Origin of the sequence: Amycolatopsis tucumanensis (assembly GCF_021654135.1) — a bacterium.
GTDB classification, from domain to species: Bacteria; Actinomycetota; Actinomycetes; order Mycobacteriales; family Pseudonocardiaceae; genus Amycolatopsis_E; species Amycolatopsis_E tucumanensis.
Map to the genome: position 1 here is coordinate 133,620 of NZ_JAKGSD010000007.1, position 26,685 is coordinate 160,304.

Below are 26,685 nucleotides of genomic sequence, written 5' to 3' on the forward strand. Positions count from 1 at the left end.
GCTGGCGATGCGGGCCACGGTCGCGGACGCGCCCGCGAAGGCCCCGGCGAAGTCGGTGCGCTGGCTGCGGCTGCTCGCCTGGCTGGTGCTGCTGGCCGTGCTGCTGGTACTGCCGCTGTACCTCGGCGCGGAGTGGCTCAAGGCCGGCCAGTGGATGATGACCGGCGCGGTCGGCGCGATCGGGCTGACCATGCTGGTCGGGCAGGCCGGTCAGCTGTCGCTGGCGCACGCGTTCTTCCTGCTCGCCGGCGGCACCACGTACACGGTGCTGGCGAGCGGCACCGAGGACGGCCGGGTGATCGGCTTCGGCGTGGACCCGCTGCTGTCACTGCTGGCCGCGGTCGCGTTCACCGCCGTGCTGGGCCTGGCGTTCGCGCCGGTGTCCGGGCGGCTGCGCGGCATCTACCTCGGGGTGGCGTCGCTGTCGCTGGTGTTCATCGGGCTCTACTTCGGACAGTCGGCGGAGCGGCTGACCGGCGGCACGTCCACCGGCCGCACCCCGGCGCCGTTCGAGCTGTTCGGGTTCACCTTCGACAGTTCGGGCGGACTGGTGATCCTCGGTGTGCCGTTCCGGCAGGCCGAGAAGATGTGGTACCTGTACCTGGCCCTGACGGTGATCGCGTTCGTGCTGGCGCGCGGCGCGGTCAACAGCCGGGTCGGGCGGTCCTGGCGCGCGGTGCGCGACCACGAGGCCTCCGCGGCCGCGATGGGGGTCAGCGTCGCCCGGGCGAAGGCCGGCGCGTTCGCGGTGTCCTCCGCCTACGCCGGGCTGGCTGGCGTGATGACCGTGCTGTGGTTCGACATCCTCAAGCCGGACGAGAACGAGTTCGGCACGTACGGCATCAACGTCTCCATCGCCTACCTGGCGATGGTCATCATCGGCGGCCTCGGGTCGATCGGGGGCGCGCTGGTCGGCGCGCTCATCGTGTTCGGCCTGCCGCAGGTGCTCTCGCTCTACTCGACACAGCTGGGGATCTTCACCGGGAGCGGCGAGGGCGCGTTCACCCCGATCCTCGTCAGCACCTTCGTCTACGGCGCCGCGATCATCCTCGTCGTGCTCTTCGAGCCGGGCGGGCTCGCGGCGATCGGGCGCCGGATCACCGGCGGCCTGCACAGGGAACGGAAGAAGGAAGGAACGTCCCGATGAAGCGACGGCTTTCCCTGGTCCTCGCGGCGATGCTGGCCATCGCCGCGTGCGGCACCAAGGCGGGCGATCAGGGATCGTCCGGCTCGGACGCCTCCGGCGTCAAGACCGATCTCGGCGTCACCGCCAACGAGATCACCCTCGGCGTCATGACCGACATGACGGGCCCGTTCAAGAACCTCTCGATCGGCATCACGCACGGCAACCAGTTGTGGGTCAACGACTTCAACGCGGCAGGCGGCGTGTGCGGGCGGCAGGTCAAGCTGGAGATCGTCGACCACGCCTACAAGGCCGACACCGCGAAGACCCTATACCCGCAGCTGGAGCCGAAGGTGCTCGGGTTCGTCCAGATCGTCGGGTCGCCGATCATGGCGGCGCTGAAGCAGAACATCAAGTCCGACAAGACGACCGCGACCCCGGCGTCCTGGTCGTCGGAGCTGCTGGACAACCCGTACGTGATGATCGTCGGCACCACCTACGACGTCGAGATGATCGACGGCATGTCCTACCTGCAGGAACAGGGCATGATCAAAGACGGCGACACGGTCGGGCACATCTACATCGACGGCGAGTACGGCGCGAACGGCCTGCGCGGCGCCCGCTACTACGCGCAGAAGCACGGCATGAACCTGCGCGAAGTCAAGATCACCTCGTCGGACAACGACCTGACCAACATCGTCACGGGTCTGCGTGGCGAGGGCGTGAAGGCGATCATGCTGACCACCACGCCGGCGCAGACCGGTTCGGTGGCGGCGGCGAACAAGGCGCTCGGGCTGAACGTGCCGCTGCTGGGCAACAACCCGACGTTCGACCCGGTGCTGCTGAGCAGCCCGGCCGCGAACGCGCTGGACCGGCTCTACGTCGTGGCCAGCAGCGTGCCGGTGGCCGCGGACGTGCCGAAGGCGAAGGACGTGCTGGCGAAGTACAAGGCCGCGAAGTTCCCGGAGGCGCCGAACGCCGGTGTCCCCTACGGCTACGCGGTGGCCGAGGTGTGGGGCGCGGTGCTGAGGAAGGCCTGCGACAACAAGGACCTGACCCGCGACGGCATCCTCACCGCGCTGCAGCAGACGACCTCCGCCGACACCGGTGACCTGGTCGCGGCACTGGACTTCTCGAAGCCCGGCGCGCCGCCGACCCGCGAGGTCTACGTTGCGCAGCCCGACGCGGGCGTCGAAGGCGGCATCAAGTACGTGAAGCCGCTGTTCGAGGCCGCGGACGCCAAGGACTACGTGGCACCGCACCAGAAGTGAGCGCGCCTGGTGGCCCGTCCCCGTTGGCGGGCCACCAGGTCAGTGCACGGCGGCCATGCGGACCACGCGATTGCCCGCGACCGTGGTGACGCCGAGCGCGATCACCGCGCCGAGCACGATGCTCAGCAGGTACGGCCCGGCGGCGAACGCCGCCGCCGGGCTGCCCGTCTTGACGACGGCGAACGGGATGACGCACACCAGCGCGCCGACGCCGGCCGCGATCACGCTGACGAGCGTCGCGGCGACGATCTCCCGCAGCAGCATCCCGCGGGTCTGCCCGGAGGTCGACCCGATCAGCGACATGGTCGTGAACTCCTCCTGCCGCCTGCCCAGCGCCGCCACCAGGTTGTTGGTCAGCGCGATCGCCATGAACACCGCGATCAGGACCACCACCAGGTAGTTGATCGACGCCAGGACCTGCGCGGTGCTGCCCTCGGCCGAGTGCCGGTTCTCGATGCCCTGCATGCTGAGCGTCCCGGCGGACACGCCGACGAGCAGTGTCAGGAAGGTGACCGCGGGCCGCACCCGTTCCGGCGCCGCGGACAGGTTGACGGCCGCCAGGTGCCCCGCCGCGCCGCGCGGTGACAGGACCTTCAGGACCCGGTTCACCAGAACGACCAGCTCCGGCGCGAGCACCGCGAGCCCGATCGCGACGAGCACGGTGGCGGGCCCGGTCATCGCGGTGGTCGCGATGTCGTCCGCGTCCATGGCGAGGACGGCCGAGGACGACCCGATCCCCGCGACCAGCATCACGGCCGCGAGGATGCGGCGCGGCGACCGGCGGGACCGCTTGCTCAGCACCGGCGCGGGCCCCTCGATCGGACTCCGCCCGGCGATCCTGCGGCTGCCGATCCACGCGGCCACGATGCTCGCGAGCAGCACGACGACGACCCCGGCGACCGGCAGCGCCAGACCCGGCGCGTAGGCCGTGGAACCGGCGACCAACCCCGACGACCGGACCGCGGCCAGCACGATCCAGCCGAGCAGGTAACCCAGCAGCAGACCGGGCAGCGCGGCGACCGCCGAGACGGCGAGCGTCTCCGCCGAGACCATCACCTGGATCTGCCGCGGCGTCGCCCCGATCAGGCGCAGCCCGCCGATCTCCGCGGCGCGGCCGCCGAGCGTCACGCCGATCGTCGACACCATCGCGAAGACGACGATCGCCACCACCCAGCCGCCCATGATCATCGGGAACTGGGTCAGGAACGACCGGTCCGCCCCGGCCGTGCCGTCCGCGAGCCCGGTGGCGAGCAGCGTGGTCATCGTCGACACCAGCGCCATCCCGATCAACGCGATCAGGCCGGTGGCGATCGCCGCACCGCGGTGGTGGCGGAACAGCCGCAGGGCGAGGCTCACCACGTCAGTTCACCCCCATCGCGGCGGCCCGCTCGGCCGACTCGATCAGGGTCGCCATGCGGTTGGCGACCGCGGCCGCCGCGGGGCGGGCCATCTGGTCGACGATCAGGCCGTCGGCCAGGAACAGCACCCGGTCCGAAAAGGACGCCGCGACCGGGTCGTGCGTCACCATGATGATCGTCTGGCCCTGGTCGGCGAGCGCGCGCAGCAGGCTCAGGACCTCGCGGGCGCTGCGGATGTCCAGCGCGCCGGTCGGCTCGTCGGCGAAGACGACCTCCGGGTCGGTGATCAACGCGCGCGCCACCGCGACGCGCTGCTTCTGGCCGCCGGAGAGCTGGTCCGGCCGGTGGGTGCCGCGGTTGCCCAGCCCGACGCGCTCGAGCAGGGCGTCGGTCCGGCGCGGGTCGGGCTTGCGCCCGTCCAGCCGCAGCGGCAGTTCGACGTTCTCCTTCGCGGTCAACGCCGGCAGCAGGTTGAACGCCTGGAACACGAAGCCGACGCGCCTGCGGCGCAACTCGGCCAGCTTGGTCTCGTCGAGCCCGGCGAGGCTAACGCCGTCGAGCTCGGCCGTGCCCGCGGTCGGCGTCCGCAGCCCGGCCGCGCAGTGCAGCAACGTGGTCTTGCCCGAGCCCGACGGGCCCATGATCGCCGTGAACGAGCCCCTCGGCACGTCCAGGTCGATGCCACGCAGAGCGTCGACCGGCCCCGCTTCCCCCTCGAATCTGCAGCGCAAGCCCCGGATGCGCACAGCAGGAGTCCCCATGTCAGATCCCTTCTCCAACCCTTGAACGAACGTTTTAAACGAACGTTTATATGATACGGTAGCACACATGGGACACCGGGAGAACTTGCTGATCGCGGCGCGGGAATGCCTCCTCCGGGCCGGCTACGCGCGCACCACCGCGCGTGACCTGGCCGCCGCTTCCGGCGCGAACCTGGCGTCGATCAACTACCACTTCGGGTCGAAGGAGGGCCTGCTCACGCGGGCGCTGAACGACCTGAACGCCGAGTGGGGCGAGCTGCTGTTCCAGGCGCTCGGCGAGGGCGACACGAACGAGGCGCGCTGGGGCCGGATCATCGAGTCGATCCAGGCGAACCGGCAGCTGTGGTTCGTGAACTTCGAGGGTGTCGCCTACCTGCAGCACGACGAGAAGATCCGCGACATGAACGCGCGTGGCCAGCAGGCCGCCCGCGCGGCGCTGGCGCAGGCGTTCGCCGGGCTGGGGCCGGACGCGGACCCGGACCGGGTGCGGATCGTCGGCTCGCACTACTACTCGCTGCTGGTCGGGGTCGCGCTGCAGTGGCTCACCGATCCGGACAACGCCCCGAACGCGGCCGAGATCGTCGCGGCGGACCAGAGCGCGCGGGTCTGACGCGTGCCGCCCAGCGGGACGCGGTGGTTGCGATCCGCGGGGGTGGCCACGAGAGTTCAGGCCATGGATGCGACAGCGGTGCGGGAGGCGGCCGACCTCCTGCTGCAGGCCTATGCGGCGGGCAAGCCCATCGCGCCCCTGATCGAGACCTACCCGGGCGCGACCGTCGAGGACGCCTACCGGATCCAGCTCGACCAGGTGCGTGTGTGGACCGAGGGCGGCGACGAGATCAAGGGCCACAAGGTGGGCCTGGCCTCGGCCGCGATGCAGCGTCAGATGGGCGTCGACCAGCCCGACTACGGGCACCTCACCGGCACCATGTTCCACCTGGAGCACCAGCCGATCCCGGTCGGCAGCTTCCTGCAGCCGCGCATCGAGCCGGAGATCGCGTTCGTGCTCGGGCGGAAGCTCTCCGGGCCCGGGGTGACGGTGGCCGACGCGGTGCGCGCCGTCGACTTCGTGGTGCCCGCGCTGGAGATCGTGGACTCGCGCATCGAGGACTGGCGCATCTCGATCGTCGACACCATCGCCGACAACGCCTCTTCCGGCGGGGTGGTGCTGGGCAGCAGGCCGACCGCACTGTCCTCGGTGGACCTGCGCCTGGCCGGCTGCACCCTGCACTCGGGCGGTGAGCTGGTGGCGACCGGGGCGGGCGGCGCGGTGCTCGGATCGCCGCTGAACGCGCTGGTGTGGCTGGCGAACACCGTCGGCCCGCTGGGGATCGACCTGGAGCCGGGGCACGTGGTGCTGCCCGGGTCGATGACGAAGGCGATCCCGCTGCGCCCCGGCGACACCGTGGTGTCGACGGTGGCGGGGCTGGGCAGCGTGACGGCTGTGTTCGGGTCGAAGGAGGACGCGTGACCGGGTGGAGCATCGCCGAGGCGGCGCGGGTGCTGCTGGCGGCGGAGGACGCGGGAACGGCGCGCGGCCCGATCACCGAGGAGTGGCCCGGCCTGGACGTGCGCACGGCGTATGCGGTGCAGGACGAGGCGTTGCGGTTGCGGCTCGCGCGCGGCGAAAAGCTGATCGGGCTGAAGCTGGGCCTGACGTCGAAGGCGAAGCAGGAGCGCATGGGCGTGGACCGCCCGGTGATGGCCTGGCTGACCGACGCCATGGTGCTGCCCGCCGCGGACCCGCTGCCGAAGCTGATCCACCCGCGGGCCGAGCCGGAGATCGTGTTCGTGCTGGGCGCGCGCCTGGCGGGCCCCGGCGTCACGGCGGCCACCGCGATGGCGGCGGTGGACCGGGTGTACGGCGGGATCGAGGTGATCGACTCGCGGTACGCCGACTTCCGGTTCGCCGCGCCAGACACCATCGCCGACAACGCCTCGTCGAGCGTCTTCCGGGTCGGCTCGGTGGGGGTCGCGCCCGCCGGGCTGGACCTGACGCTGGAGGCGTGCCTGCTGGAGGCCGACGGAGCGATCGTGGACAGCGCGACCGGCGCCGCGGTGCTCGGTCACCCCGGCGAGGCGCTCGCGCTGGCAGCCAACGCACTGGCGGAACGGGGCCTGGCGTTGGAGGAGGGGTGGATCGTGCTGACCGGCGGCCTGACCGACGCTGTGCCGATCTCATCGGGCGCCCGCATCGCCGCACACTTCACAAGCCTGGGCTCAATCACCCTGGCCGGCTGACCAACCACAAAACCGCCGCCCGGCAACGAAAGCCCCTCACCCTCCGAACCACTCCCCTCCCGCAACCCGATCCCCAGCCAAATCGGTTGCCGAGCCACCGGGTCAAGGCACGCTTTCCCGGCTTGACGCGGTGTCTCGGCGACCGAACACTGAAAGATCGGGTTCGGAAGGGGCTACTCGGGCTCGGGATGCCCCAGCTTCGTCAGCCACACCCGGAACAACCGGTGCAGCGACTCGGCCCCCACCAGCTCGCCCGGCGGCTCGAACTCCTTGGGGTGGATGAGGAACCCGCGCTCCTGCTCCCCACCGAGCCCGCCGTGTGAGCCGACGTGGATCTCGAACGGTGAGGCCTCCCCGGTCTCCGGGTCCCACCGGCTGTTGATCATGATGTCGGCGCAGTGCGGGAAGGTGTCCACGCGCCGGATCAGGTCCGGGGCGTGTTCCCCGTACAGCGCCAGCGGGTCCTCCCCGAGCACCTCGCCGGACGCCAGCCGGTGGACCCCGTCGCGGCCGAGCACGACCGGGCCGTGGACGTCGCTGCGCACCAGCATGAACCCGATCCCCGGGTGGTCGACCAGCGCGGGCAGCAGCTCCGGGTACTCGCGCTCGATCGTCTCCAGCGAGACCCTGCCTTCGTGCTCGGTGAACGACACCATCCCGACGTGCCCGGACACCACGACGACCACGCCGGGCGCCACGCGCGTCACCTCGTGCCGCTCGTCCTCCCGTGGCCGGTGCTCGATGCGCCGCGCCCCGGTCACCCGCTCCCGCAGGCGCGTGGCGACCGGGCCCCCGGAAACCGCTTCCGGGGCCGGCCCGCCGCACAGCCGCCCGACGAGCTCCTCCAGCGACTCGCCGAACCGGTGCGCGAACGCCCACCCCTGCGTCTGCCCGTGGTCGGACAGCACCACCAGGTGGTACGGCCGCGGTCCGAGCCGGGACGCGCGGTGCAGCCGCCCGATCTGCTGGTCGATCGCCCGCAGCACGGCGAGCGTGTCGAACCGTTCGATGCCGGAGTGGTGGGCGACCTCGTCGTAGCCGAGGAAGTCCGCGTAGACCACCGGGCGGCCGTTGAGCATGTCCTCCAGCACCGCGGACACCACGACGTCCCGGGAGATGACCGTGGTGCCGGTCCGGGCGATCGGGTAGATCCCGCCGCGCGGCACCCGCGGCACGACGCCCGCCCGCCGCTGCCGCGCCGACGCCGAGACCTCGCGGACGATGTCGACCAGTGCGGAACCCAACGTGCGCAACGCGTTCACCGGGTTGGCGAAGTAGGCGTAGTAACCCGCGCCGACCCGGTCCGCGCGACGTCGGCGCAGGCCTCTGGGCAGCAGCACGGACACGGCGCTCATGGTGAGGCTGACGTGCGGCGCGTCGCCGGTGAAGAGGTTGCCGTGGCTGGCGCCGTCGACGGCGAGCAGGCCGCGGCCGTTCGAGTGCCGCCGCTCGATCTCGGCCGCGTCGCGCGGGTGGGCGCACGCCATCACGTGGTCGCGGTCCTTTTCGTACCACCGGAACCCGAGGATGTCGTGGTTGGAGCCGTGCAGGATGCCGCACACGCTCGCGCCGGTCTGCGAGCTCCAGTCGGTCTGCCAGCGCACCAGCGCATGGCTGTCCTCGGCGAGCCAGCGAGCCAGGGTCGGCATGTCGCCGTCCCGCACCGCGCGGCGCACGACGTCGTACCCGAGGCCGTCGACCTGCAGGAAGATCAGCCCGGGCGGGAGGTCCGGTCCGGGGTCCGGGCAGCGGCGCGACCGGCGGCGGGCGCGGCGGAAGAACACCTCGTCCTCGTCGATGGCCAGCACGCTCGACACCACGCCGCTGACCGCGGACACCCCGACCACGACGAGGAACCCGGTGCGCAGCCCGTTGACCTCGACCCCCGGCACGACCGCGAACGCCGCCACCGCGCCCGCGCCGAGCACGAGGAAGCTGCCGATGCCGAGCGTGAACAGCGCCAGCGGCAACGCGACCCGCAGCACCTGCGGCCACACCACGGCGGTCAGCAGGCTCAGCAGCAGGCCGCACACCAGCGGCTGCCACCAGTTCGGCATCGCGAAGCCGTCGAGCAGGTCGTCCATGCCGACGAGCGCGAGCGACGTGGTCAGCCACACCAGGGCGAACCGCGCGAGCGACCGTCCACGCCGGAACAGCCGGCCCCTCTCCGCCGTTGTCATCCCCGGTTCCCCACCCTTTCCCTGCGGCGCTTCGCCACCAGGTTGATCACCCCGGTCACCAGCAGTACCAGCACGGCGGCCAGCAACGTCGCGACGAGCGGCGAGTCGAACAGGCCGCCGCTGAGCACGCCGAGCAACGCGTACGCGACCGCCCACAGCACGCACGCCACGGCCGTGGCGGGCAACAGCCTCCGCCACGGGTAGGCGATCGCGCCCGCGGCGAGCAGCACGGGGATGCGCCCGGCAGGCAGCAACCGCCCGACGACCACGAGCTGCCACCCCTGCCGCGCGAACCGCCGGCGCGCCGCGACGAGGCGTTCCGGCTTCTGCCCGCGCGCCAGCCAGCGGACCGCCGCGTCGCTGCCCAGCCGCGCGACCGCGAAGGTCACGACGTCACCCACCATCGCCCCCGCGGCGGCCAGCAGCAGCACCAAGGGCAACGACAGGTGCCCGGTGGTCATGGCGATCGCGGCCGCCGCACCGACGACGGCCCCGGTCGGGACGATCGGCACGATCGAGCCGACGAGGACGCCCAGGAAGAGGGTCGGATAGCCGACGCTGGAGAGGTCGGTCCAGTTCACCCAGCCACCCCATCACGCGCCCGCCCCGGCCCGGTGACCGCCGCGCCGACGATCGCCGATCTCACACCGACGAGCACGGGACTGGCGAAGCCCGCGGTCGTGGGCTCTCCGGGTGGCCTCATCGGGGCGACCTGTGCAGCCGCACCGGCTCGCCGGGCTCCGTGAGGGCCACCGTGGTCGGCAGGCCGCGATCCGCCACCTCCGCCCCGAACGTCCGTGGCGGTGAGACCAGCAACCGCCGCATGCGGCGGGTTCGCGCCAGGCCGGGGACGGCCAGGGTGCCCCAGTGCACGGGCACCGCCACGCGCGGCCGCACCAGTGAGACCGCCTCCGCGGCCCGCGCCGGGTCCAGGTGCCCCGGCCCCAGATTCGGCCCCCACCCCCACACCGGCAGCAGCGCCACGTCCACCGGGCCCAGCTCGGCCATCCCCGGGTACAGGTCCGTGTCCCCGGCGACGTACACCCGCGCCCCCGGCCCCTCCACGACGTGACCGCTCGCGGGCGCCTGCGGGCCGTGCGTGAAGCGCGGCCCCCAGCGGTGCCCGGAGTGGTCCGCAGGCACCGCGGTCACCCGGAGGTCGCCGAGCTCCAGCCGCTCCCCGATGTCCAGTTCCGCCACCGCCGGAAACCCCCGCCGCCGCAACCACCCGCCGGCCCCGCGCGGCACCACGATCCGCACGTCCTGCCCCAGCAGCCGCAGCGACGGCACGTGCAGGTGGTCGCCGTGCAGGTGGGAAATCAGCACGAGGTCGACGTCGGCGTAGGCAGCGGGATCCAGCGGTGGCGCGACCCGCACCAGCCCGCCCACCGTGCGCGTCAGCACCGGATCGGTCAGCACGACCCGGCCGGCGATCTCCAGCCGGACCGTCGAGTGCCCGAGGAAACGCATCGCCAGGCCGTCCACACCCCGAGTATCCCGGCCGGAAGGCGCTCCGCGTCCGTAACACCTTGATTACTTAATCGGACACCCACTCGAACCGGTGAATCGATCACGGCACCGCACCAGCACACCTTTGCGCAGGTCAACGCTGGTGCAACGGTACTTCCACACCGGAGGCTGTCGCGTCAACGTCCGTATGGCATATGCCACGAGGTCCGCTCGACGTATGTCGATAACGGCGAGTTCACACTACTGTCATAAGACCCGGCGAACCCGGGGGTAACTGGCGCGCCGCGGGAACCCGCCCACCACGACCCGGGGATCTCGCTGATGCGCGCCAGCGGCCCGAAGACGTGCCGACCGGCGGCCACCCAACGACGTGTGGCCGGTGTGCCGAGTCCTGCCCTCGTTCAGGCGACTCGGACTTCTGCTCTCGACTGACCATCGCGCAGGAGGGCTGTTGCGTTAACAACAGCCCGTGCCGCGCCCACGTGTGAGGAGACGGCCAGCCGTGACCCGCCACAGTGTTCGCAAGCCGGAAGGCTTGTACGACGCGCAATACGAGCACGATGCCTGCGGTGTCGCGTTCGTCGCCGATATGTCCGGCCGACGCAGCCACGACATCGTGACCAAGGCCCTGACGGCCCTGCGCAACCTCGAACACCGTGGCGCCAGAGGAGCGGAACCGGAGACCGGCGACGGCGCGGGCATCCTGATCCAGGTCCCGGACGCGTTCTTCCGCGAGGTCGTCGACTTCGAGCTGCCCGAGGCGGGTCACTACGCCGTGGGCACCGCGTTCCTGCCGGTCGACGAGACCGCCCGCGGCCGCGCCATGAGCGCGATCGAGGGCCTCGTCGCCGAGGAGGGCCTGCGTGTCCTGGGCTGGCGCGAGGTCCCGGTGGACACCGAGCACGTCGGGCCGACGGCGGCCTCGACCATGCCGCACTTCGCGCAGCTGTTCCTGGCCTCGCGCGAAGGGCTGCGCACCGGGCTGGACCTGGAACGCGCGGCGTTCTGCGTGCGCAAGCGCGCCGAGCACCTGCTGGCCGACGAGGACGTGTACTTCCCGAGCCTGTCCGCCCGCACCATCGTCTACAAGGGAATGCTCACCGAGCCGCAGGTGCCGCGGTTCTTCCCGGACCTGACCGACGAGCGCGTGACGAGCGCGATCGGGCTGGTGCACTCCCGCTTCTCGACCAACACGTTCCCGTCGTGGCCGCTGGCCCACCCGTACCGGTACGTGGCGCACAACGGCGAGATCAACACGCTGCGCGGCAACCGGAACTGGATGGACGCGCGCGAGTCGATGCTGTCCACCGACCTGATCCCGGGTGACCTCAAGCGGATCTACCCGATCATCACCCGCGGCGCGAGCGACTCGGCGAGCTTCGACGAGGTCCTGGAGCTGCTGCACCTGGGCGGCCGCAGCCTGCCGCACGCCGTCCTGATGATGATCCCGGAGGCGTGGGAGAACCACGAGGAAATGGACCCCGCGCGGCGGGCGTTCTACGAGTTCCACTCCACGCTCATGGAGCCGTGGGACGGCCCGGCGCTGGTGTCGTTCACCGACGGCACCCAGATCGGCGCGGTGCTGGACCGCAACGGCCTGCGCCCGGCGCGGTACTGGGTCACCGAGGACGGCCTGGTCGTGCTCGCCAGCGAGGTCGGCGTGCTGGAGCTGGACCAGTCGACGATCGTGAAGAAGGGCCGGCTGGAGCCGGGCCGCATGTTCCTCGTCGACACGGCCGAGGGCCGCATAATCGACGACGAGGAGATCAAGGGGCAGCTGGCCGCCGAGCACCCCTACGGCGACTGGGTCGACCAGGGCCTGGTGCGCCTGGAAGAACTGCCCGAGCGCGAGCGCGAGGTGCCCACGCACGCCTCGCTGGTGCGCCGCCAGCAGGCCTTCGGCTACACCGAAGAAGAGCTCGACACCCTGCTGTCGCCGATGGCGCGCAGTGGCGCGGAGCCGATCGGCTCGATGGGCAACGACTCGCCGCTCGCGCCGCTGTCGTCCGGCCCGCGGCCGATCTTCGACTACTTCATCCAGCTGTTCGCCCAGGTCACCAACCCGCCGCTGGACGCCATCCGCGAGGAGCTGGTGACGTCGCTTGGCACCCAGCTCGGCGCGCAGCCGAACCTGCTGGAGGCCACCGGCGAGTCGTGCCGCCGCGTCGTCCTGCCGTTCCCGGTGCTGGACAACGACGAGCTGGCCAAGCTGGTGCACATCAACGACGACGGTGACCTGCCGGAGTTCACCGCGGTCACCATCCACGGCCTCTACGACGTGCACGGCGGCGGCGACGCGCTGCTGGCGCGCCTGGAGGAGATCCGGACCGAGGTGTCCAACGCGATCTCCGAGGGCGCGCGGCTGATCGTGCTGTCCGACCGCGGGGTCGACGCCGACCACGCGGCCATCCCGTCGCTGCTGCTCACCGGCGCAGTGCACCACCACCTGGTGCGGCAGAAGACCCGCACGCAGGTCGGCATCATCGCCGAGACCGCCGACGCCCGCGAGGTGCACCACATCGCGCTGCTGCTGGGTTACGGCGCCGCCGCGGTCAACCCCTACCTGGCGATGGCCACGGTCGAGGAGCTGGCCCGCGACGGCAAGATCCCGGGCGTCACCGCGCAGCAGGCGACCCGCAACCTGATCAAGGCGCTGGGCAAGGGCGTCCGCAAGACCATGTCGAAGATGGGAGTGTCCACTGTGGCCTCCTACACCGGCGCGCAGATCTTCGAGGCGCTCGGCCTGTCGCAGGAGGTCATCGACACCTGCTTCACCGGCACCACCTCGCGGCTGGGCGGCGTCGGCTTCGACGTGCTGCACGAGGAGGTCCGGCAGCGTCACGCCCGCGCGTTCCCGCGCGACGGGTTCCGACCGAACCACCGCGAGCTGGAGATCGGCTCGGACTACCAGTGGCGGCGCGAGGGCGAGCCGCACCTGTTCAACCCGCACACGGTCTTCAAGCTGCAGCACTCCACGCGCACCGGCCGCTACGAGGTGTTCAAGGAGTACACGAACGCCGTCGACGAGCAGTCGAAGAAGCTGTTCACCCTGCGCGGCCTGTTCGAGCTGAAGGAGGGCGTGCGCCCGCCGGTGCCGATCGAGGAGGTCGAGCCGGTCTCCGAGATCGTCAAGCGGTTCGCCACCGGCGCCATCTCCTACGGCTCGATCTCGCAGGAGATGCACGAGACGCTGGCGATCGCGATGAACCGGCTGGGCGGCAAGTCCAACACCGGTGAGGGCGGCGAGGACCCGGAGCGGCTGTACGACCCGGAGCGGCGCAGCGCCGTGAAGCAGGTCGCGAGCGGCCGGTTCGGCGTCACCAGCGAGTACCTGGTCAACGCCGACGACATCCAGATCAAGATGGCGCAGGGCGCGAAGCCCGGCGAGGGCGGTCAGCTGCCCGGCGCGAAGGTGTACCCGTGGATCGCGAAGACGCGGCACTCCACGCCGGGTGTGGGCCTGATTTCCCCGCCGCCGCACCACGACATCTACTCGATCGAGGACCTGGCGCAGCTGATCCACGACCTGAAGAACGCCAACCCGGCCGCCCGCATCCACGTGAAGCTGGTGTCCGAGGTCGGCGTCGGCACGGTCGCGGCCGGTGTGTCGAAGGCGCACGCGGACGTCGTGCTGATCTCCGGTCACGACGGCGGCACCGGCGCCTCGCCGCTGTCCTCCATCAAGCACGCGGGCGGCCCGTGGGAGCTGGGCCTGGCCGAGACGCAGCAGACCTTGCTGGCGAACCGGCTGCGCGACCGGATCGTGGTGCAGACCGACGGCCAGCTCAAGACCGGCCGCGATGTCGTGATCGCCGCGCTGCTCGGCGCCGAGGAGTTCGGCTTCGCGACCGCGCCGCTGGTGGTGTCCGGCTGCATCATGATGCGCGTCTGCCACCTGGACACCTGCCCGGTCGGCGTGGCGACGCAGAACCCGAAGCTGCGCGAGAAGTTCAGCGGCAAGGCCGAGTACGTGGTGAACTTCTTCGAGTTCATCGCGCAGGAGGTGCGCGAGTACCTGGCGCGGCTGGGCTTCCGCTCGATCGAGGAGGCCGTCGGGCACGCCGAGGTGCTCGACACCCGTCCCGCGGTCGACCACTGGAAGGCGCGCGGGCTGGACCTGTCGCCGATCTTCCACGTGCCCGAGCTGGAGCCGCGTGCCGCGCGGCACCAGGTGGTCAAGCAGGACCACGGCCTGGAGAAGGCGCTGGACAACACGCTGATCCAGCTCGCCGAGGGCGCGCTGAACTCCGGGGACAAGGTGCGGCTGGAACTGCCGGTGCGCAACGTGAACCGGACCGTCGGCACCATGCTCGGGTCGGAGCTGACCAAGCGCTGGGGCGGCGAGGGCCTGCCGGACGACACGATCGACGTGACCTTCACCGGCACCGCCGGGCAGTCGTTCGGCGCGTTCATCCCGAAGGGCATCACGCTGCGGCTGTTCGGCGACGGCAACGACTACGTGGGCAAGGGCCTCTCCGGTGGCCGCATCATCGTGCGGCCGCCCAAGGAGGCGAAGTTCGACACGTCGGCGAACATCATCGCGGGCAACGTGATCGGCTACGGCGCGACCGGTGGGCAGATCTTCCTGCGCGGCAAGGTCGGCGAGCGGTTCTGCGTGCGCAACTCGGGCGCGCTGGCCGTCGTGGAGGGCGTCGGCGACCACGGTTGCGAGTACATGACCGGCGGTCGCGTGGTCGTGCTCGGGCCGACCGGGCGCAACTTCGCCGCCGGCATGTCCGGCGGGATCGCCTACGTGCTGGACCTGTCGCCGCTGCGGGTGAACCCGGAGATGGTCGACGTGGACCCGCTGGACGACGAGGACGTCGAGTTCCTGCGGGACGCGGTCGAGGCGCACTTCGTGGAGACCGAGTCGCCGGTGGCGCGGGAACTGCTGGCCGACTGGGAGACCACGATCGCCCGGTTCGCCAAGGTCATGCCCAAGGACTACAAGCGGGTCCTGGCCGCGCAGGCGGAAGCCGAGCGCGACGGCCGGGACGTGAACGAAGCCATCATGGAGGCCGCACATGGCTGACCCCAAGGGTTTTCTGACGACGCCGCGCGAGACGCCGAAGACCCGGCCGGTGCCGCTGCGGCTGCTCGACTGGCGCGAGGTGTACGAGGACTTCGCGTCGAACAAGCTGGAGAAGCAGGCCGGCCGCTGCATGGACTGCGGCATCCCGTTCTGCCACCAGGGCTGCCCGCTGGGCAACCTGATCCCGGAGTGGAACACGCTGGTCTGGAGCGACGACTGGCGCGACGCGATCGAGCGGCTGCACGCCACGAACAACTTCCCGGAGTTCACCGGGACGCTGTGCCCCGCGCCGTGCGAGACCGCGTGCGTGCTGGGGATCAACGACGACCCGGTGACGATCAAGCGGGTCGAGATCTCCATCGTGGACCGCGCGTGGGAGGAGGGCTGGATCACGCCGCAGCCCCCGAAGACGCGCACCGGCAAGAAGGTCGCGGTGGTCGGGTCCGGTCCGTCCGGTCTGGCGGCGGCGCAGCAGCTGACCCGCGCCGGGCACGACGTGGTCGTGTTCGAGCGGGCCGACGCGATCGGCGGGCTGCTGCGGTACGGCATCCCCGAGTTCAAGATGGAGAAGCGCCGGCTGGACCGGCGGCTGGACCAGATGCGGGCCGAGGGCACCGAGTTCCGGACCGGTGTGAACGTCGGGGTCGACATCACGGCGGAGGAGCTGCGGTCGTCCTACGACGCGGTGGTGCTGGCCGGTGGCGCGACCGCGTGGCGCGACCTGCCGGTCAAGGGCCGCGAGATCCCGGGCATCCACCAGGCGATGGAGTTCCTGCCGCTGGCGAACCGGGTGGCGTCGGGTGAGCTGGAGTCGTCGCCGATTTCGGCCGAGGGCAAGCACGTCGTGGTGATCGGCGGCGGTGACACCGGCGCGGACTGCGTCGGCACGTCGCACCGGCAGGGCGCGCTTTCGGTGACGCAGCTGGAGATCATGCCGCGACCGCCGGAGACTCGCTCGGAGGCGCACCCGTGGCCGATGTACCCGATGATCTTCCGGGTGTCCTCGGCGCACGAGGAGGGCGGCGAGCGGCTGTACTCGGTGAGCACGCAGGAGTTCCTCGCCGACGAGGACGGGAACCTGCGGGCGCTGCGGCTGGTCGAGGTCCGCAACGAGGGCGGGAAGTTCGTCGAGGTCGAGGGCACCGAGCGGGAGCTGCCCGCGCAGCTGGTGCTGCTGGCGATGGGCTTCGTCGGCCCGCAGCGCGAAGGCCTGATCGAGCAGCTCGGCGTGGAGCTGGACGCGCGCGGCAACGTCGCGCGGGACGCGGATTTCCGCACCAGCGTGGAGAACGTGTTCGTGGCCGGTGACATGGGCCGCGGGCAGTCGCTGATCGTGTGGGCGATCGCCGAGGGCCGCTCCGCCGCGGCCGGCGTGGACGCCTACCTGACCGGCCGGAACGTCCTGCCGGCGCCGATCGCGCCGACGGACCGGCCGATCGCCTAGTGCCCCGGGGCGGGCCGCCGCGGCAACGAAGCCGCGACGGCCCGCCCCGAGCCCAACGCGCACCTTCAGGGTTCGAGGTCGACCACGCCCTTGCCGCTGGAGATCTCCAGCGGCACAGAGACCTGGTCGTGGGCGATCAACCAGGCGCCGTCGACCTTTCGCATGCCGTAGGTGACCCGGACCCACATCCCGTTCGCCGTCACCCCGCTCGGCAGCGTGCCGTGCAGGCGAGCGAAGGCATACCCGTACGCCACCTCGGCGCCCACGGTGAAGGTCAGGTCGCGAATCTCGTAGGTCAGGGTCTCGAAGAACCGGAACACCCGCGCCCAGTTCTCGAGTTTCGCCGCGATTCCGATGTGCTGGAGCGGCGGCTCGATGTCGAAGGACACGACGTCTTCGGTGTACAGGTGCCGCAGGGCCTCGATGTCCTTGGCCCGCAACGCTTCGGCCACCTTGCCGATCTGCTCGCGGATCTCGGCTTCATCGCGCTGGGCTCGGAACCCGTTGGCCGTAGTCATGATTCGTCCCCTCAAGACTGGGCGGAAACGGTTTCGGCGGTGGCCCGCAGGGGCGCCATGGCGGTGCTCCAGGCGATGAGCTGATCCAGGGTCTTGCCCAGGGTGGCGACGTGGTGGTCGCGTGGCGTGAAGGTGGTGTGGTTCTCGAAATCGGTGAGCACCGAGATCGCGACCTGGTAGCCGACGTCGGCCATGCCGAGCGTGCTGCAGACCGTCCGCAGCTGCACCACCGCGCGGGCGCCGCCGTTGGCGCCGTAGGAGACGAAGCCGACCGCCTTGTCGGTCCATTCGGCGAAAGCGTGGTCGAGTGCGTTCTTCAGCACTCCGGGCATCCCGCCGTTGTACTCCGGGGTCACCACCACGAAGCCGTCGAACGGAGCGATCCGCTCGGCCCAAGCGCGGGTGTGGGCGTGGACCGACGGGCCGAACATCGGCGGCATCGGCTCGTCCAGGTGCGGCAGCGGGTGGTCGCGCAGATCGATCAGTTCGAATTCGGCGTCGTCGCGCTGTGAGGCCGTGTCCAGGACCCACTGGGCGATCTGCGCGCCGTTGCGGTTGGGGCGGGTGCTGCCGAGGATGATGCCGATTCTGGTCATTTTCCGAAAACTCCTGTCGTGCATCGCGAGTGTGCTGATCTTCCGACGACGTGGCCGGCCGGAACGTCAGGCGGCCCGGTCAGGCGAGGTCGTCCGGGGAGCCAGGCGCGCAGGTTCACCGGGGACCGAGATGAACCCGATCCCTGTGGTCATCGCGTTGCGGAATGGATGATTTCGGCTCGCATCCGCTCGTCCGGCGTCGCGATGTCCCACACCCGGACGGTGCCCTGCGCATCGCGGTAGGCGCCGGTGCCGCCGGTGATGGCCATGTCGAGCGGGCTCTCGCCGGTGACCCAGAGCGATTGCGCGGTCAGCGATCCCTGCTCGAGCCTCGCCGTGAGCACGCACTGCGTGGTGATCTTGGCGCCGTCGAGGTGGACGATCTGGCACGAACCCCCGCCTTGCCCCACCCTGCGGCCGTCCTCGAGCAGCCAGCCGGAATACACGTAGAGATCACCCACACTGGCGCCGGCCGGCGGCAGGTCGGGGGCCGCGTACTGGTCGTTCTCGACCGCGAGTTCCAGGATCTCGGTAGGCGCCGGCCGACTCGCCGTGCTGGTCTCCGCCCCGTAGGCGCTGAGCGCGCCGCCGGCCAGCAGCGCCCCCGCGACCACTACGACGAAGCTCTTCCGCAACGCTTTCCTCGGGTACATGGTTTCTTCCTCGTCTCCGGATTTCGACCGAACAGCGAGAAAGTTATGACGCCGAGGACATCTTGACTAAGACCAATATCGCTATGGCGTTATAGCCGCCGGGGTATGCGGCCCGCCGGACATCCAGTCCCAGCCGATGATCGTGTCGCGCAACCCGCGGGCGGCGGGCGAGAGGTGGTTGCCGGCGCCCCAGTAGAGGGTGAGCGTGCGGCGGCAGTCCGGGGCGTCGACGGCGATCCAGGCGGCCGAGTCGCTGGGGAACGAGCGTTTGGCGAGGTCGGGGACGAGGCCGACGCCGAGGCCCGCCTTGATGAGTTCCGCGATGGCGCCCAGCTCGTCGCCCTCGCAGACGATCTTCGGGGTGAGGTCGCGGGCCGCGAAGAGCCGATCGAGCAGCCGGCGATGCCAGTGCCCCTTGCCAGCGGCGATGAAGGGTTCGCCGGCGAGTTCTTCGATGGTCACCGAGGTCCGGCCCGCCAGCGGGTGATCGAGCGGAGTGGCCAGCCAGATGGCCTCGTCCAGCAGCGGGACGGCTTCCAGCCCTTCGGTGGCGATCGGCTGGGAGGCGGCGCAGAGGTCGACGTCGTGAGCCAGGAGGCGGCGGGCCATCTCCGCGGCGGGCGTCTGGCGGAGTTCGACTTCCACGCCGGGATGAGCCCGCTTGAAGGCCGTGAGCGGCCCGATGAAGGTGAGGAAGGTTTCCGAGGCCAGTCGCGCGGTGCCGAAGCTCCCGCTGGTGGCCTCGGCGACGGCCCGGCGCCCTGCTTCGAGCTCGCCGAGCGCGCGTTCGACGTAGTCGCGAAAGAGCCTTCCGGTGTCGTTCAGCCGAAGCCGCCCGGCCCGATCGAACAGGGGCGTGCGCAGCTCGCTCTCCAGGCGGGCGATGGTGCGGCTCAGTGACGGCTGGGCGACGCGCAGCTCGTCGGCCGCGTGGCTGAGGTGTTCCAGTCGCGCCACCACGAGGAATTGCCTGAGCGAGTTCAGGTCCATCGCACGCCGTACCTTCCCGAGCATGACCGCATGTCAATACTGATCTCAGGCACGATAGCCCTCCGGCTATAGCGCCACCGGTCCGTTCGCCCCCTGAGCCGATCGGGTGAAAACCCGGCCATTTCGTACTTGGCAGCCACTCAGCGCGACTTAGGGGCAGGTGACGGCGCCGCACACGACAGGGGCCTCGCGGCGCCGCCACCGTCACTGGGGTAAAGCCATGAGGGGGCGCACATGCCTGTCGACCTGTCCACCACACTGTCCTGGAAGTCCGCCACCGGCGAAGCGGCCACCATGCTCGACGAGCTGCAGCCGAACATCCTGAAGGCGCACGTCCGGGACCGCCTCACCGTGCTGTTCCTCGGCTTCGGCGACGACGCCGAGGCCCGCACCTTCCTGAACGGCCTGTCCGGGCTGATGAAGTCCGCGCGGACCCACCTGCGGGAGGTCGAGGCGCACAAGCTCACGAAGGCGGGCGGCACGCCCTACCTGGGCGTCGGCCTGACCGCGCACGGCTACGCGACGCTCGGCGTCACCGCGCCTGCCGACCCGTCGTTCACCGCGGGCGCGAAGGCGGCGGTCGAGAAGCTCGCCGACCCGGCCGTCACCGAGTGGGAGGGCCACTACCAGCAGACGATCGACGCCGTGCTCCTCCTCGGCGACGCGACCGCCGGTCCGGTCCGCACCCTGCGCCGCCAGGTCGAGGCGCTGCGCCCGGCGTCGGTCACGGTGGTGGGCGAGGAGTCCGGGCTCGGGCTCGCCAACGCCAACGGCGACGGGATCGAGCACTTCGGTTACGTCGACGGGCGCAGCCAGCCGCTGTTCCTCACCGAGGACGTCGACGCCGAGCGGGACACCACCGACGGCGTCAACGACTGGGACCCGTCGGCACCGCTGGAGCAGGTCCTCGTGCCCGACCCGGCCGCGCCGGACCCGACCGTCCACTTCGGAAGCTACTTCGTGTTCCGCAAGCTGGAGCAGAACGTCCGGCTGTTCAAGGAGGCCGAGCGCGACCTCGCGCACGACCTCGGGCTGCGCGGCGAGGACCGGGAGCGGGCAGGCGCGATGCTGGTCGGCCGGTTCGAGGACGGCACGCCGCTGACCGTGCAGAGCGCGCCCGGCTCGCACCACCCGGTCGGCAACGACTTCAGCTACGACAGCGACAAGCTGGGCCAGAAGTGCCCGTTCCACGCGCACATCCGCAAGACCAACCCGCGGGGTTCCGGCGGGGCGGAGGCGCCGGAGGAGGAGCGCAAGCACCTGATGGCCCGGCGCGGCCAGACCTACGGCCGCCGCCACGACGACCCGAACGCGGACCTGCCGCCGCGCCTGCGCCCGGCGAAGGACGTCGGCCTGCTGTTCATGGCCTTCAACTCGAACCTGGGCAACCAGTTCGAGTTCACGCAGCAGATCTGGGCGAACAACCCCGCGTTCCCGTTCCCGCCGGACGGTTCACAGCCGGGTCTCGACCCGGTCATCGGGCAGGGCGCGCGGGCACCGCAGAAATACGCGCCGGAATGGGGCCACAACAACGTGGCCGAGGCGACCGATCCCATTCCGCAGGCGGTCACAATGAAGGGCGGCGAGTATTTCTTCATGCCGTCACTTGCCTTCCTGCGGAGTCTGTGAGTGAAATTCCGACAGTTCGCCGGATTTCCTCCGGCGGGCTGTTGCCGTGATCGGGTTTCCAAGGCGCGCGCGAGGCGGTATTACTGATGCGTGGACAGGCATGAGCGGCTGAACACGCTGCTCGAAATGATCGGCGAGCAGGGCCGGGTCGAGGTGGACCAGGCGGCGGCGAAACTGAACGTCTCCCCTGCCACGATCCGGCGCGACCTCGATCATTTGGCAGGCCGCCAATTGCTCACCAGAGCCCGGGGCGGCGCCGTGGCCGGCAACGTCGCCTACAACCTCCCCGGCCGCAACCACGCCGACCGGCACGCGGTGGAAAAGCGCCGCATCGCCGAGGCCGCGGCCCGGCTGGTGAATCGCGGAATGGTGATCGGGTTCAACGGGGGCACCACCACGACCGAGGTCAGCAGGGCGATCGCCAGCCGTCCGGATTTCAACGACCGCGGCAGTTCCCCGGCGCTGACCGTGGTGACGAACGCGGTGAACATCGCGCACGAGCTGACCGTGCGGCAGAGCATCCGGCTGGTCAGCACCGGCGGGGTGGCGCGGCCGCAGTCGTTCGAGCTGACCGGGCACCTGGCGGGGATGGTGCTGGAGGAGGTCAGCCTCGACCTGGCGTTCATCGGCGTGGACGCCGTCGACCCGCTGCGGGGAGCCTACGCGCACCACGAATCCGAGGCGGCGATCAACAAGCTGCTGGCGCACCGCGCGAAGAAGGTCGTGGTGGTGACCGACAGCTCGAAACTGGGAGCCTACGCATTCGCCCGCATCTGCCCGACGCTCGACATCGACCTGCTGATCACCGATTCAGCCGCCGAGCCGAGCCTGGTGTCGGCCTTCGAACTCGAAGGCGTGCGGGTGACGCTCGTCTGAGCTGAAACCGGCCCGCGCTCAGCCCACAACGGCACCACCCGGCAGGCCGTGTCACGGTCAGCCGCAGCCAGCGCTCGACCACATCCGCCCAGCCCAACCGCGGCGCCAGCCCCGCAGGCGAGCGCCACGCTCACCCCACTCCGGGCAACCCCTCCGGCGCACCACGCTCACCCCGCGCCGGGCAGCCCGCCCGGCAGACCGCGCCCCGGTCAACCGCAGCCGCTCAACCACATCCCCGGCCCAACCCAGCGCCAGCACCCGCAGGCGAACCCCACACTCAGCCCACACCAGGCAACCCCTCCGGCGCACTCGCTCACCCCGCGCCGGGCAGCCCGCGCCCCGGTCAACCACAGCCGCCCAACCACATCTCCGGCCTAACCCAGCGCCAGCCCCCAAAGGCGAGCCCCACACTCAGCCCACACCAGGCAACCCCTCCGGCGCACCACGCTCAATCAGCCGCAGCAGGGCGTCCGTGTCCAGGCGCTCCTCGACGGCGTCCGCGAGCCGGTCCAGCATCGACTCGCGCAGGGTGGCGAAACCGGGTGCCCCCGGCGCCGGTGACCAAGCCACCCCGGCCTGCGCCGCCACCTCGCCCAGCCACGCCCGGCGGAAGCCGTCGTTGTCCAGGGTGCCGTGCCACGTCGTGCCCCACACCGCACCGCGCCGCCAGCCGTCCAGGAACGGTTCGGCCTCCCCGGTCGGCGTCGCGCTGCCGTGGTGGATCTCGTAGGCCTCGACCTCGTGCCCGCGCCACCGCGCGACCGGCCTGCCGAGCACCTTCTCCACACTGAACGACACCCGCGTCGGCAGCAGACCGAGCCCAGGCACCGTCCCGGCACCGGACTCGACATCGTCCACAATGGTCTCCGCCAGCATCTGGTAGCCACCGCAGATGCCGAGCACCGGCCGTCCGGCGGCGGCCCGCGCGGCCAGGGCCGGCTCCAGCCCGCGCTCCCGCAACCACCGCAGATCCCCCACCGTCGCGCGGGTTCCGGGCAGCACCACCAGGTCCGCGGCCCGCACGGTGTCCGGGTCCGCGGTCAGCGTGACCGTCACGCCCGGCTCCGCCGCGAGCGCGTCCACATCGGTCGCGTTCGACGCGCGCGGGAACCGCACCACCGCCACCCGCAGGCCACCGGTGACCTGCTGCTCGTGCCGCCAGCCCGCGACGGCGAGCGCGTCCTCCGAGTCGATCCACACCCGGTCCAGCCAGGGCAGCACCCCCAGCACCGGCCGGTGCGTCAGCTCCGCGATGCGGTCCAGGCCCGGTCGCAGCAACGACTCGTCGCCGCGGAACTTGTTCACCACCCAGCCGGCGAGCAGCGCCTGGTCCGCGGGCTCCAGCAACGCGACCGTCCCGTACATCGCGGCCAGCACGCCACCGCGGTCGATGTCGCCGACCACCACGACCGGCAGCCCGAACCGCCGCGCCAGCCCCATGTTCACGTAGTCGCCCTGCCGCAGGTTGATCTCGGCGGGGCTGCCCGCGCCCTCGCACACCACGACGTCGAACCGCGTGCGCAGCTCGTCGAAGGCGTCGAAGGCGATGCGTGCCAGCTCGCGGCGGCCGGTGGCGAACTCGCCTGCTTCCAGCGTCCCGAACGGCTTGCCGAGCGCGATGACGTGGCTGCGCCGGTCGCTGCCCGGTTTCAGCAGCACCGGGTTCATCGCGGCCTCCGGCTCCACCCCGGCCGCGACCGCCTGCAACCACTGCGCCCGCCCGATCTCCGCGCCGTCGGCGCAGACCATCGAGTTGTTCGACATGTTCTGCGCCTTGAACGGCGCCACCCGCAGCCCGCGGCGCGCGAGCCACCGGCAGATGCCCGCGGTGACCAGGCTCTTCCCGGCGTCCGAAGTGGTCCCGGCGACCAGCAGACCCCTCATCGCGCCACCGCCGCGGCCAGCGCGAGCGCCGCCAGCCCGACCGCGCGGGACAACCGGACGGCGCGGCGCAGGTCGGCAACGTCCGGCGCCGGGCCGTCGCCGAGCGCGCCCCGGTCCTCGACCCGGCCGGCGTAGGTGTTGACCCCGCCCAGCCGCACGCCGAGCGCGCCCGCGAAGGCCGCCTCGATCTGCCCGGCGTTCGGGCTCGGGTGCTGTGCGGCATCGCGCCGCCACACCGCCACCGACCGGCCGGGGCGGCCGCCCACCACACGCGCACAGGCGGCGGTGGCGAGCGCGCCGAGGCGGGCGGGCAGCAGGTTGGCGAGGTCGTCACCGCGCGCGGCTGCCCAGCCGAACCGCTCGAAACGGGGCGTGCGGTGCCCGACCATCGCGTCGAGGGTGTTGAGCGCCCGGTAGCCGAGCAGCCCGGGCACCCCGGCCACCGCGCCCCACACCAGCGGTGCGACGACGGCGTCGCTGGTGTTCTCGGCGATCGACTCGGTCGCGGCCCTGGCCAGGCCCTTTTCGTCCAGTTCGGAGGCGTCGCGGCCGCACAGGTGCCCCAGCCGCTGCCGCGCCGCGGGCACGTCGCCCGACTCGAGCCGGACGGCCATCGCCTCCCCCTCCGCCGCCAGGCCCCGGCCGCCGAGGACGGTCCACGTGGCGAGCGCCGTCACCGCGACGCGGGCGAACGGCCGCCGGGCGGCGGCCTGGGCGAGCGCGCCGAGCCCCGCCGCGGCACCGACGCAGGTCATGGCGTATGCGGCGCCGCGCGCCCGCGAGTCGGCCCAGACGCGCCGCTCCAGCGCCTTCGCGGCGCGCCCGAACAGGGCGACCGGATGCCCGCGGCGCGGATCACCGAAGGCCGCGTCCAGCGCGTAACCGGCCACGAGGCCGACCGCGGTCAACGATCTTGCATACACCACACACGGGACGGTAGCCCGTGCACGACAATGCCGGGTATGACCAAGCTGACCCAGCGGCTGGCCGCCTCATTGGAGGCCGCCGCCCGGCTGCTCCGCCGGTACGGGGACGACGAGGCGAAGGTGCTGGTCCTGGGCGGGGTCCGCTCGGGCAAGTCGCGCCACGCCGAGCGTCTGATGGCCCGCCATCCCGAAGTCGTCTACGTCGCGCCCGGCCCGGTGCCCACCGGCGACGACCCCGAATGGGCGGCGCGGATCGCGCTGCACCAGGCCCGCAGACCGGCGAACTGGCGCACGGTCGAAACCGGCGACCTCGCCACGACGGTGCGGAAGGCGTCGCGGCCGCTGCTGATCGACTGCCTCGGCACCTGGGTCACGCGGGTGCTCGGCGACGTCGGCGCGTGGGACGCGAAGAACGGCTGGGAACTGCGGCTGGACGAGCGGATGGAGGAGTTCCTCGAGGCGTGGCGGATCGCGCACGTGCCGATCGTGGCGGTGACCAACGAGGTCGGCATGGGTGTGGTGCCCGCGACAGCCTCCGGGCGCCTGTTCCGTGATGTGCTGGGTGCGCTCAACGACCGCGTCGCGGCCCAGGCGGACAGCGTCCAGCTGGTGGTGGCGGGGCGCGTCCTGCACCTCGACGAAAGGGCTCGGCTGTGACCCGCTTCGACATCCCCGCGCCGGACGCCGCTGCGCACGCCGCCGCGCTGGAACGACTGGACGCGCTGGTCAAACCCGTCGGCGCGCTGGGGCGGCTGGAGGAGCTGGCCGCGTGGCTGTGCGCCGCGTCCGGGCAGGTCCCGCCGCCGCCGATCGAGCGGCCGCGGGTGGTCGTGTTCGCCGGGGACCACGGGGTGAGCCGGCTGTCGGCGTACCCGCGTGAGGTGACCGCGGCGATGGTGCGGGTGTTCCTGGCTGGCAAGAGCGGGGTGAACGTGCTGGCCCGCGAGGTCGGCGCGGGGGTCCGGGTGCTGGACATCGCGGTCGACGACGACCTGTCCGACGTGCCGGCCGAGGTGCGGGCGTGGAAGGTCCGGCGCGGGTCGGGGTCGATCGAGGCCGAGGACGCGCTGGAGCCGGGCGAGGCCGCGCGGGCGTTCGAGGCCGGCCGCCGGGTCGCCGACGCCGAGGTGGACGACGGCGCGGACCTGCTCATCCCCGGTGACATGGGAATCGGCAACACCGCGGTGGCGGCGGCACTGGTCGCCGCGGCGCTCGGGGTGCCTGCCGAAGAGGTCGTCGGCACCGGGACCGGTGTGGACGAGGCCGGGCGCGCGCGGAAGGTCGCGGTGGTGCGGGCCGCGGTGGAGCGGGCCGGGGAGCGGGTGTCGGACCCGTTCGAGCTGCTCACGGCGCTGGGCAGCGCGTGCGCCGCCGCGACGGCCGGTTTCCTGGTGCAGGGCGCGGTCCGCGGGGTGCCGGTGGTGCTGGACGGGGTGTTCTCCGCCGCCGCGGCCGTGGTGGCCGCGGAGATCGCGCCCGAGGCGGTGCGGTGGTGGCTGGCCGGGCACCGGTCGACGGAGCCGTCGCAGGCGGTCGCGTTGAAGGCGCTCGGGCTGACGCCGATCGTCGACCTGGGCCTGCGGCTGGGCGAGGGCAGCGGAGCGGTCCAGGCGATCCCGACGCTGCGCGCGGCGCGGGCGATCATCGCGGACATGGGTCTGCTGGCCGACCTTGGCTGAGGGGTTCGATCCGGGCCGCGGAGGTGGAGCCGCGGTGGGGTTTCCCGCACCGCG

22 protein-coding genes are annotated in these 26,685 nt (G+C 71.7%); 11 read left to right on the top strand and 11 right to left on the bottom strand.

What is annotated here, in order from left to right; translation table 11 throughout:
* Positions 1-7 precede the first annotated feature (7 nt).
* Entirely contained in the window at positions 8-1,147 is a 1,140-nt protein-coding gene (locus L2C96_RS10460; protein WP_020421746.1) for a branched-chain amino acid ABC transporter permease, read from the top strand.
* On the top strand, positions 1,144-2,394 hold the full coding sequence (locus L2C96_RS10465) for an ABC transporter substrate-binding protein (protein ID WP_020421747.1): 1,251 nt from the start codon (positions 1,144-1,146) through the stop codon (positions 2,392-2,394). The genes L2C96_RS10460 and L2C96_RS10465 overlap by 4 nt, the downstream gene beginning before the upstream one ends.
* Positions 2,395-2,433: 39 nt before the next feature.
* On the opposite strand, the gene L2C96_RS10470 is transcribed toward L2C96_RS10465, so the two are convergent.
* Together L2C96_RS10470 and L2C96_RS10475 are read right to left on the bottom strand one after the other, a co-directional pair.
* A complete protein-coding gene (locus tag L2C96_RS10470; protein WP_237336009.1) occupies positions 2,434-3,753 on the bottom strand; it encodes an FtsX-like permease family protein in 1,320 nt (439 codons plus the stop codon).
* A gap of 1 nt (position 3,754) precedes the next feature.
* Positions 3,755-4,513 (bottom strand): ABC transporter ATP-binding protein, encoded by a 759-nt coding sequence (locus tag L2C96_RS10475; RefSeq protein ID WP_237336010.1) that lies wholly within the window; start codon positions 4,511-4,513, stop codon positions 3,755-3,757.
* 67 nt (positions 4,514-4,580) lie between these two features.
* On the opposite strand from L2C96_RS10475, the gene L2C96_RS10480 reads away from it, so the two are divergent.
* From L2C96_RS10480 to L2C96_RS10490, 3 genes are all read left to right on the top strand, one after another.
* Complete coding sequence (locus tag L2C96_RS10480; protein ID WP_237336011.1) at positions 4,581-5,123, top strand: TetR/AcrR family transcriptional regulator; 543 nt, start codon at positions 4,581-4,583, stop codon at positions 5,121-5,123.
* A 63-nt stretch (positions 5,124-5,186) separates the two neighbouring features.
* Complete coding sequence (locus L2C96_RS10485; RefSeq protein ID WP_027936411.1) at positions 5,187-5,984, top strand: 2-keto-4-pentenoate hydratase; 798 nt, start codon at positions 5,187-5,189, stop codon at positions 5,982-5,984.
* A complete protein-coding gene (locus tag L2C96_RS10490) occupies positions 5,981-6,754 on the top strand; it encodes a 2-keto-4-pentenoate hydratase (RefSeq protein ID WP_237336012.1) in 774 nt (257 codons plus the stop codon). The genes L2C96_RS10485 and L2C96_RS10490 overlap by 4 nt, the downstream gene beginning before the upstream one ends.
* 173 nt (positions 6,755-6,927) lie before the next feature.
* Here the strand turns inward: L2C96_RS10490 and L2C96_RS10495 are convergent, their stop codons facing one another.
* The 3 genes from L2C96_RS10495 to L2C96_RS10505 all read right to left on the bottom strand — a co-directional run bounded on the left by L2C96_RS10495 (position 6,928) and on the right by L2C96_RS10505 (position 10,419).
* Positions 6,928-8,934, bottom strand: a complete 2,007-nt coding sequence (locus L2C96_RS10495) for a phage holin family protein (RefSeq protein ID WP_237336013.1) — start codon at positions 8,932-8,934, stop codon at positions 6,928-6,930.
* Complete coding sequence (locus L2C96_RS10500) at positions 8,931-9,515, bottom strand: DedA family protein (RefSeq protein WP_020421754.1); 585 nt, start codon at positions 9,513-9,515, stop codon at positions 8,931-8,933. The genes L2C96_RS10495 and L2C96_RS10500 overlap by 4 nt, the downstream gene beginning before the upstream one ends.
* Positions 9,516-9,633: 118 nt before the next feature.
* Positions 9,634-10,419 (bottom strand): MBL fold metallo-hydrolase, encoded by a 786-nt coding sequence (locus L2C96_RS10505; protein WP_237336014.1) that lies wholly within the window; start codon positions 10,417-10,419, stop codon positions 9,634-9,636.
* A gap of 487 nt (positions 10,420-10,906) precedes the next feature.
* On the opposite strand from L2C96_RS10505, the gene gltB reads away from it, so the two are divergent.
* Positions 10,907-15,436 carry a glutamate synthase large subunit gene (gene gltB / locus L2C96_RS10510; protein WP_237336015.1) on the top strand — a complete coding sequence of 1,510 codons (4,530 nt, stop codon included), beginning with the start codon at positions 10,907-10,909 and terminating at the stop codon, positions 15,434-15,436.
* A complete protein-coding gene (locus L2C96_RS10515; RefSeq protein ID WP_237336016.1) occupies positions 15,429-16,880 on the top strand; it encodes a glutamate synthase subunit beta in 1,452 nt (483 codons plus the stop codon). Before gltB ends, L2C96_RS10515 begins: the two co-directional genes overlap by 8 nt.
* Positions 16,881-16,945: 65 nt before the next feature.
* Here L2C96_RS10515 and L2C96_RS10520 read toward each other — a convergent pair whose 3' ends face one another.
* The 4 genes from L2C96_RS10520 to L2C96_RS10535 form a co-directional block, all read right to left on the bottom strand.
* Positions 16,946-17,398: a YybH family protein gene (locus L2C96_RS10520; RefSeq protein WP_237336017.1), complete on the bottom strand. Its 453-nt coding sequence runs from the start codon at positions 17,396-17,398 to the stop codon at positions 16,946-16,948.
* A gap of 11 nt (positions 17,399-17,409) precedes the next feature.
* On the bottom strand, positions 17,410-17,994 hold the full coding sequence (locus L2C96_RS10525; RefSeq protein WP_020421759.1) for an NADPH-dependent FMN reductase: 585 nt from the start codon (positions 17,992-17,994) through the stop codon (positions 17,410-17,412).
* Between the two features lie 149 nt (positions 17,995-18,143).
* Positions 18,144-18,647 carry an allene oxide cyclase barrel-like domain-containing protein gene (locus L2C96_RS10530; protein WP_237336018.1) on the bottom strand — a complete coding sequence of 168 codons (504 nt, stop codon included), beginning with the start codon at positions 18,645-18,647 and terminating at the stop codon, positions 18,144-18,146.
* Positions 18,648-18,728: 81 nt separating this feature from the next.
* Positions 18,729-19,637: a LysR family transcriptional regulator gene (locus tag L2C96_RS10535; protein WP_237336019.1), complete on the bottom strand. Its 909-nt coding sequence runs from the start codon at positions 19,635-19,637 to the stop codon at positions 18,729-18,731.
* Between the two features lie 234 nt (positions 19,638-19,871).
* Between L2C96_RS10535 and L2C96_RS10540 the strand changes: the two genes are divergently transcribed.
* Complete coding sequence (locus L2C96_RS10540; RefSeq protein ID WP_237336020.1) at positions 19,872-21,266, top strand: Dyp-type peroxidase; 1,395 nt, start codon at positions 19,872-19,874, stop codon at positions 21,264-21,266.
* A gap of 90 nt (positions 21,267-21,356) precedes the next feature.
* A complete protein-coding gene (locus tag L2C96_RS10545; protein ID WP_020421763.1) occupies positions 21,357-22,142 on the top strand; it encodes a DeoR/GlpR family DNA-binding transcription regulator in 786 nt (261 codons plus the stop codon).
* A gap of 411 nt (positions 22,143-22,553) precedes the next feature.
* On the opposite strand, the gene L2C96_RS10550 is transcribed toward L2C96_RS10545, so the two are convergent.
* On the bottom strand, positions 22,554-24,026 hold the full coding sequence (locus L2C96_RS10550; protein WP_237336021.1) for a cobyric acid synthase: 1,473 nt from the start codon (positions 24,024-24,026) through the stop codon (positions 22,554-22,556).
* Positions 24,023-24,952, bottom strand: coding sequence for a cobalamin biosynthesis protein (locus tag L2C96_RS10555; RefSeq protein WP_237336022.1), 930 nt, complete (start codon positions 24,950-24,952; stop codon positions 24,023-24,025). Before L2C96_RS10555 ends, L2C96_RS10550 begins: the two co-directional genes overlap by 4 nt.
* Positions 24,953-24,988: 36 nt before the next feature.
* Here L2C96_RS10555 and cobU point away from each other — a divergent pair, with 36 nt between their 5' ends.
* Entirely contained in the window at positions 24,989-25,609 is a 621-nt protein-coding gene (cobU, locus tag L2C96_RS10560) for a bifunctional adenosylcobinamide kinase/adenosylcobinamide-phosphate guanylyltransferase (protein WP_017984381.1), read from the top strand.
* The gene (gene cobT, locus L2C96_RS10565) at positions 25,606-26,631 is read left to right on the top strand and encodes a nicotinate-nucleotide--dimethylbenzimidazole phosphoribosyltransferase (RefSeq protein WP_020423527.1); all 1,026 of its coding nucleotides are present in this window, start codon (positions 25,606-25,608) and stop codon (positions 26,629-26,631) included. Before cobU ends, cobT begins: the two co-directional genes overlap by 4 nt.
* The last annotated feature ends 54 nt before the right edge of the window (positions 26,632-26,685 follow it).

Bases quoted from the DNA above. Each gene is read 5' to 3' on its own strand.
- L2C96_RS10460 (WP_020421746.1), top strand. From the start codon at position 8: ATGCGGGCCACGGTCGCGGACGCGCCCGCGAAGGCCCCGGCGAAGTCG.
- L2C96_RS10465 (WP_020421747.1), top strand. From the start codon at position 1,144: ATGAAGCGACGGCTTTCCCTGGTCCTCGCGGCGATGCTGGCCATCGCC.
- L2C96_RS10475 (WP_237336010.1), bottom strand. From the start codon at position 4,513: ATGGGGACTCCTGCTGTGCGCATCCGGGGCTTGCGCTGCAGATTCGAG.
- L2C96_RS10480 (WP_237336011.1), top strand. From the start codon at position 4,581: ATGGGACACCGGGAGAACTTGCTGATCGCGGCGCGGGAATGCCTCCTC.
- L2C96_RS10485 (WP_027936411.1), top strand. From the start codon at position 5,187: ATGGATGCGACAGCGGTGCGGGAGGCGGCCGACCTCCTGCTGCAGGCC.
- L2C96_RS10495 (WP_237336013.1), bottom strand. From the start codon at position 8,934: ATGACAACGGCGGAGAGGGGCCGGCTGTTCCGGCGTGGACGGTCGCTC.
- L2C96_RS10515 (WP_237336016.1), top strand. From the start codon at position 15,429: ATGGCTGACCCCAAGGGTTTTCTGACGACGCCGCGCGAGACGCCGAAG.
- L2C96_RS10520 (WP_237336017.1), bottom strand. From the start codon at position 17,398: ATGACTACGGCCAACGGGTTCCGAGCCCAGCGCGATGAAGCCGAGATC.
- L2C96_RS10525 (WP_020421759.1), bottom strand. From the start codon at position 17,994: ATGACCAGAATCGGCATCATCCTCGGCAGCACCCGCCCCAACCGCAAC.
- L2C96_RS10530 (WP_237336018.1), bottom strand. From the start codon at position 18,647: ATGTACCCGAGGAAAGCGTTGCGGAAGAGCTTCGTCGTAGTGGTCGCG.
- L2C96_RS10535 (WP_237336019.1), bottom strand. From the start codon at position 19,637: ATGGACCTGAACTCGCTCAGGCAATTCCTCGTGGTGGCGCGACTGGAA.
- L2C96_RS10540 (WP_237336020.1), top strand. From the start codon at position 19,872: ATGCCTGTCGACCTGTCCACCACACTGTCCTGGAAGTCCGCCACCGGC.
- L2C96_RS10550 (WP_237336021.1), bottom strand. From the start codon at position 24,026: ATGAGGGGTCTGCTGGTCGCCGGGACCACTTCGGACGCCGGGAAGAGC.
- cobU (WP_017984381.1), top strand. From the start codon at position 24,989: ATGACCAAGCTGACCCAGCGGCTGGCCGCCTCATTGGAGGCCGCCGCC.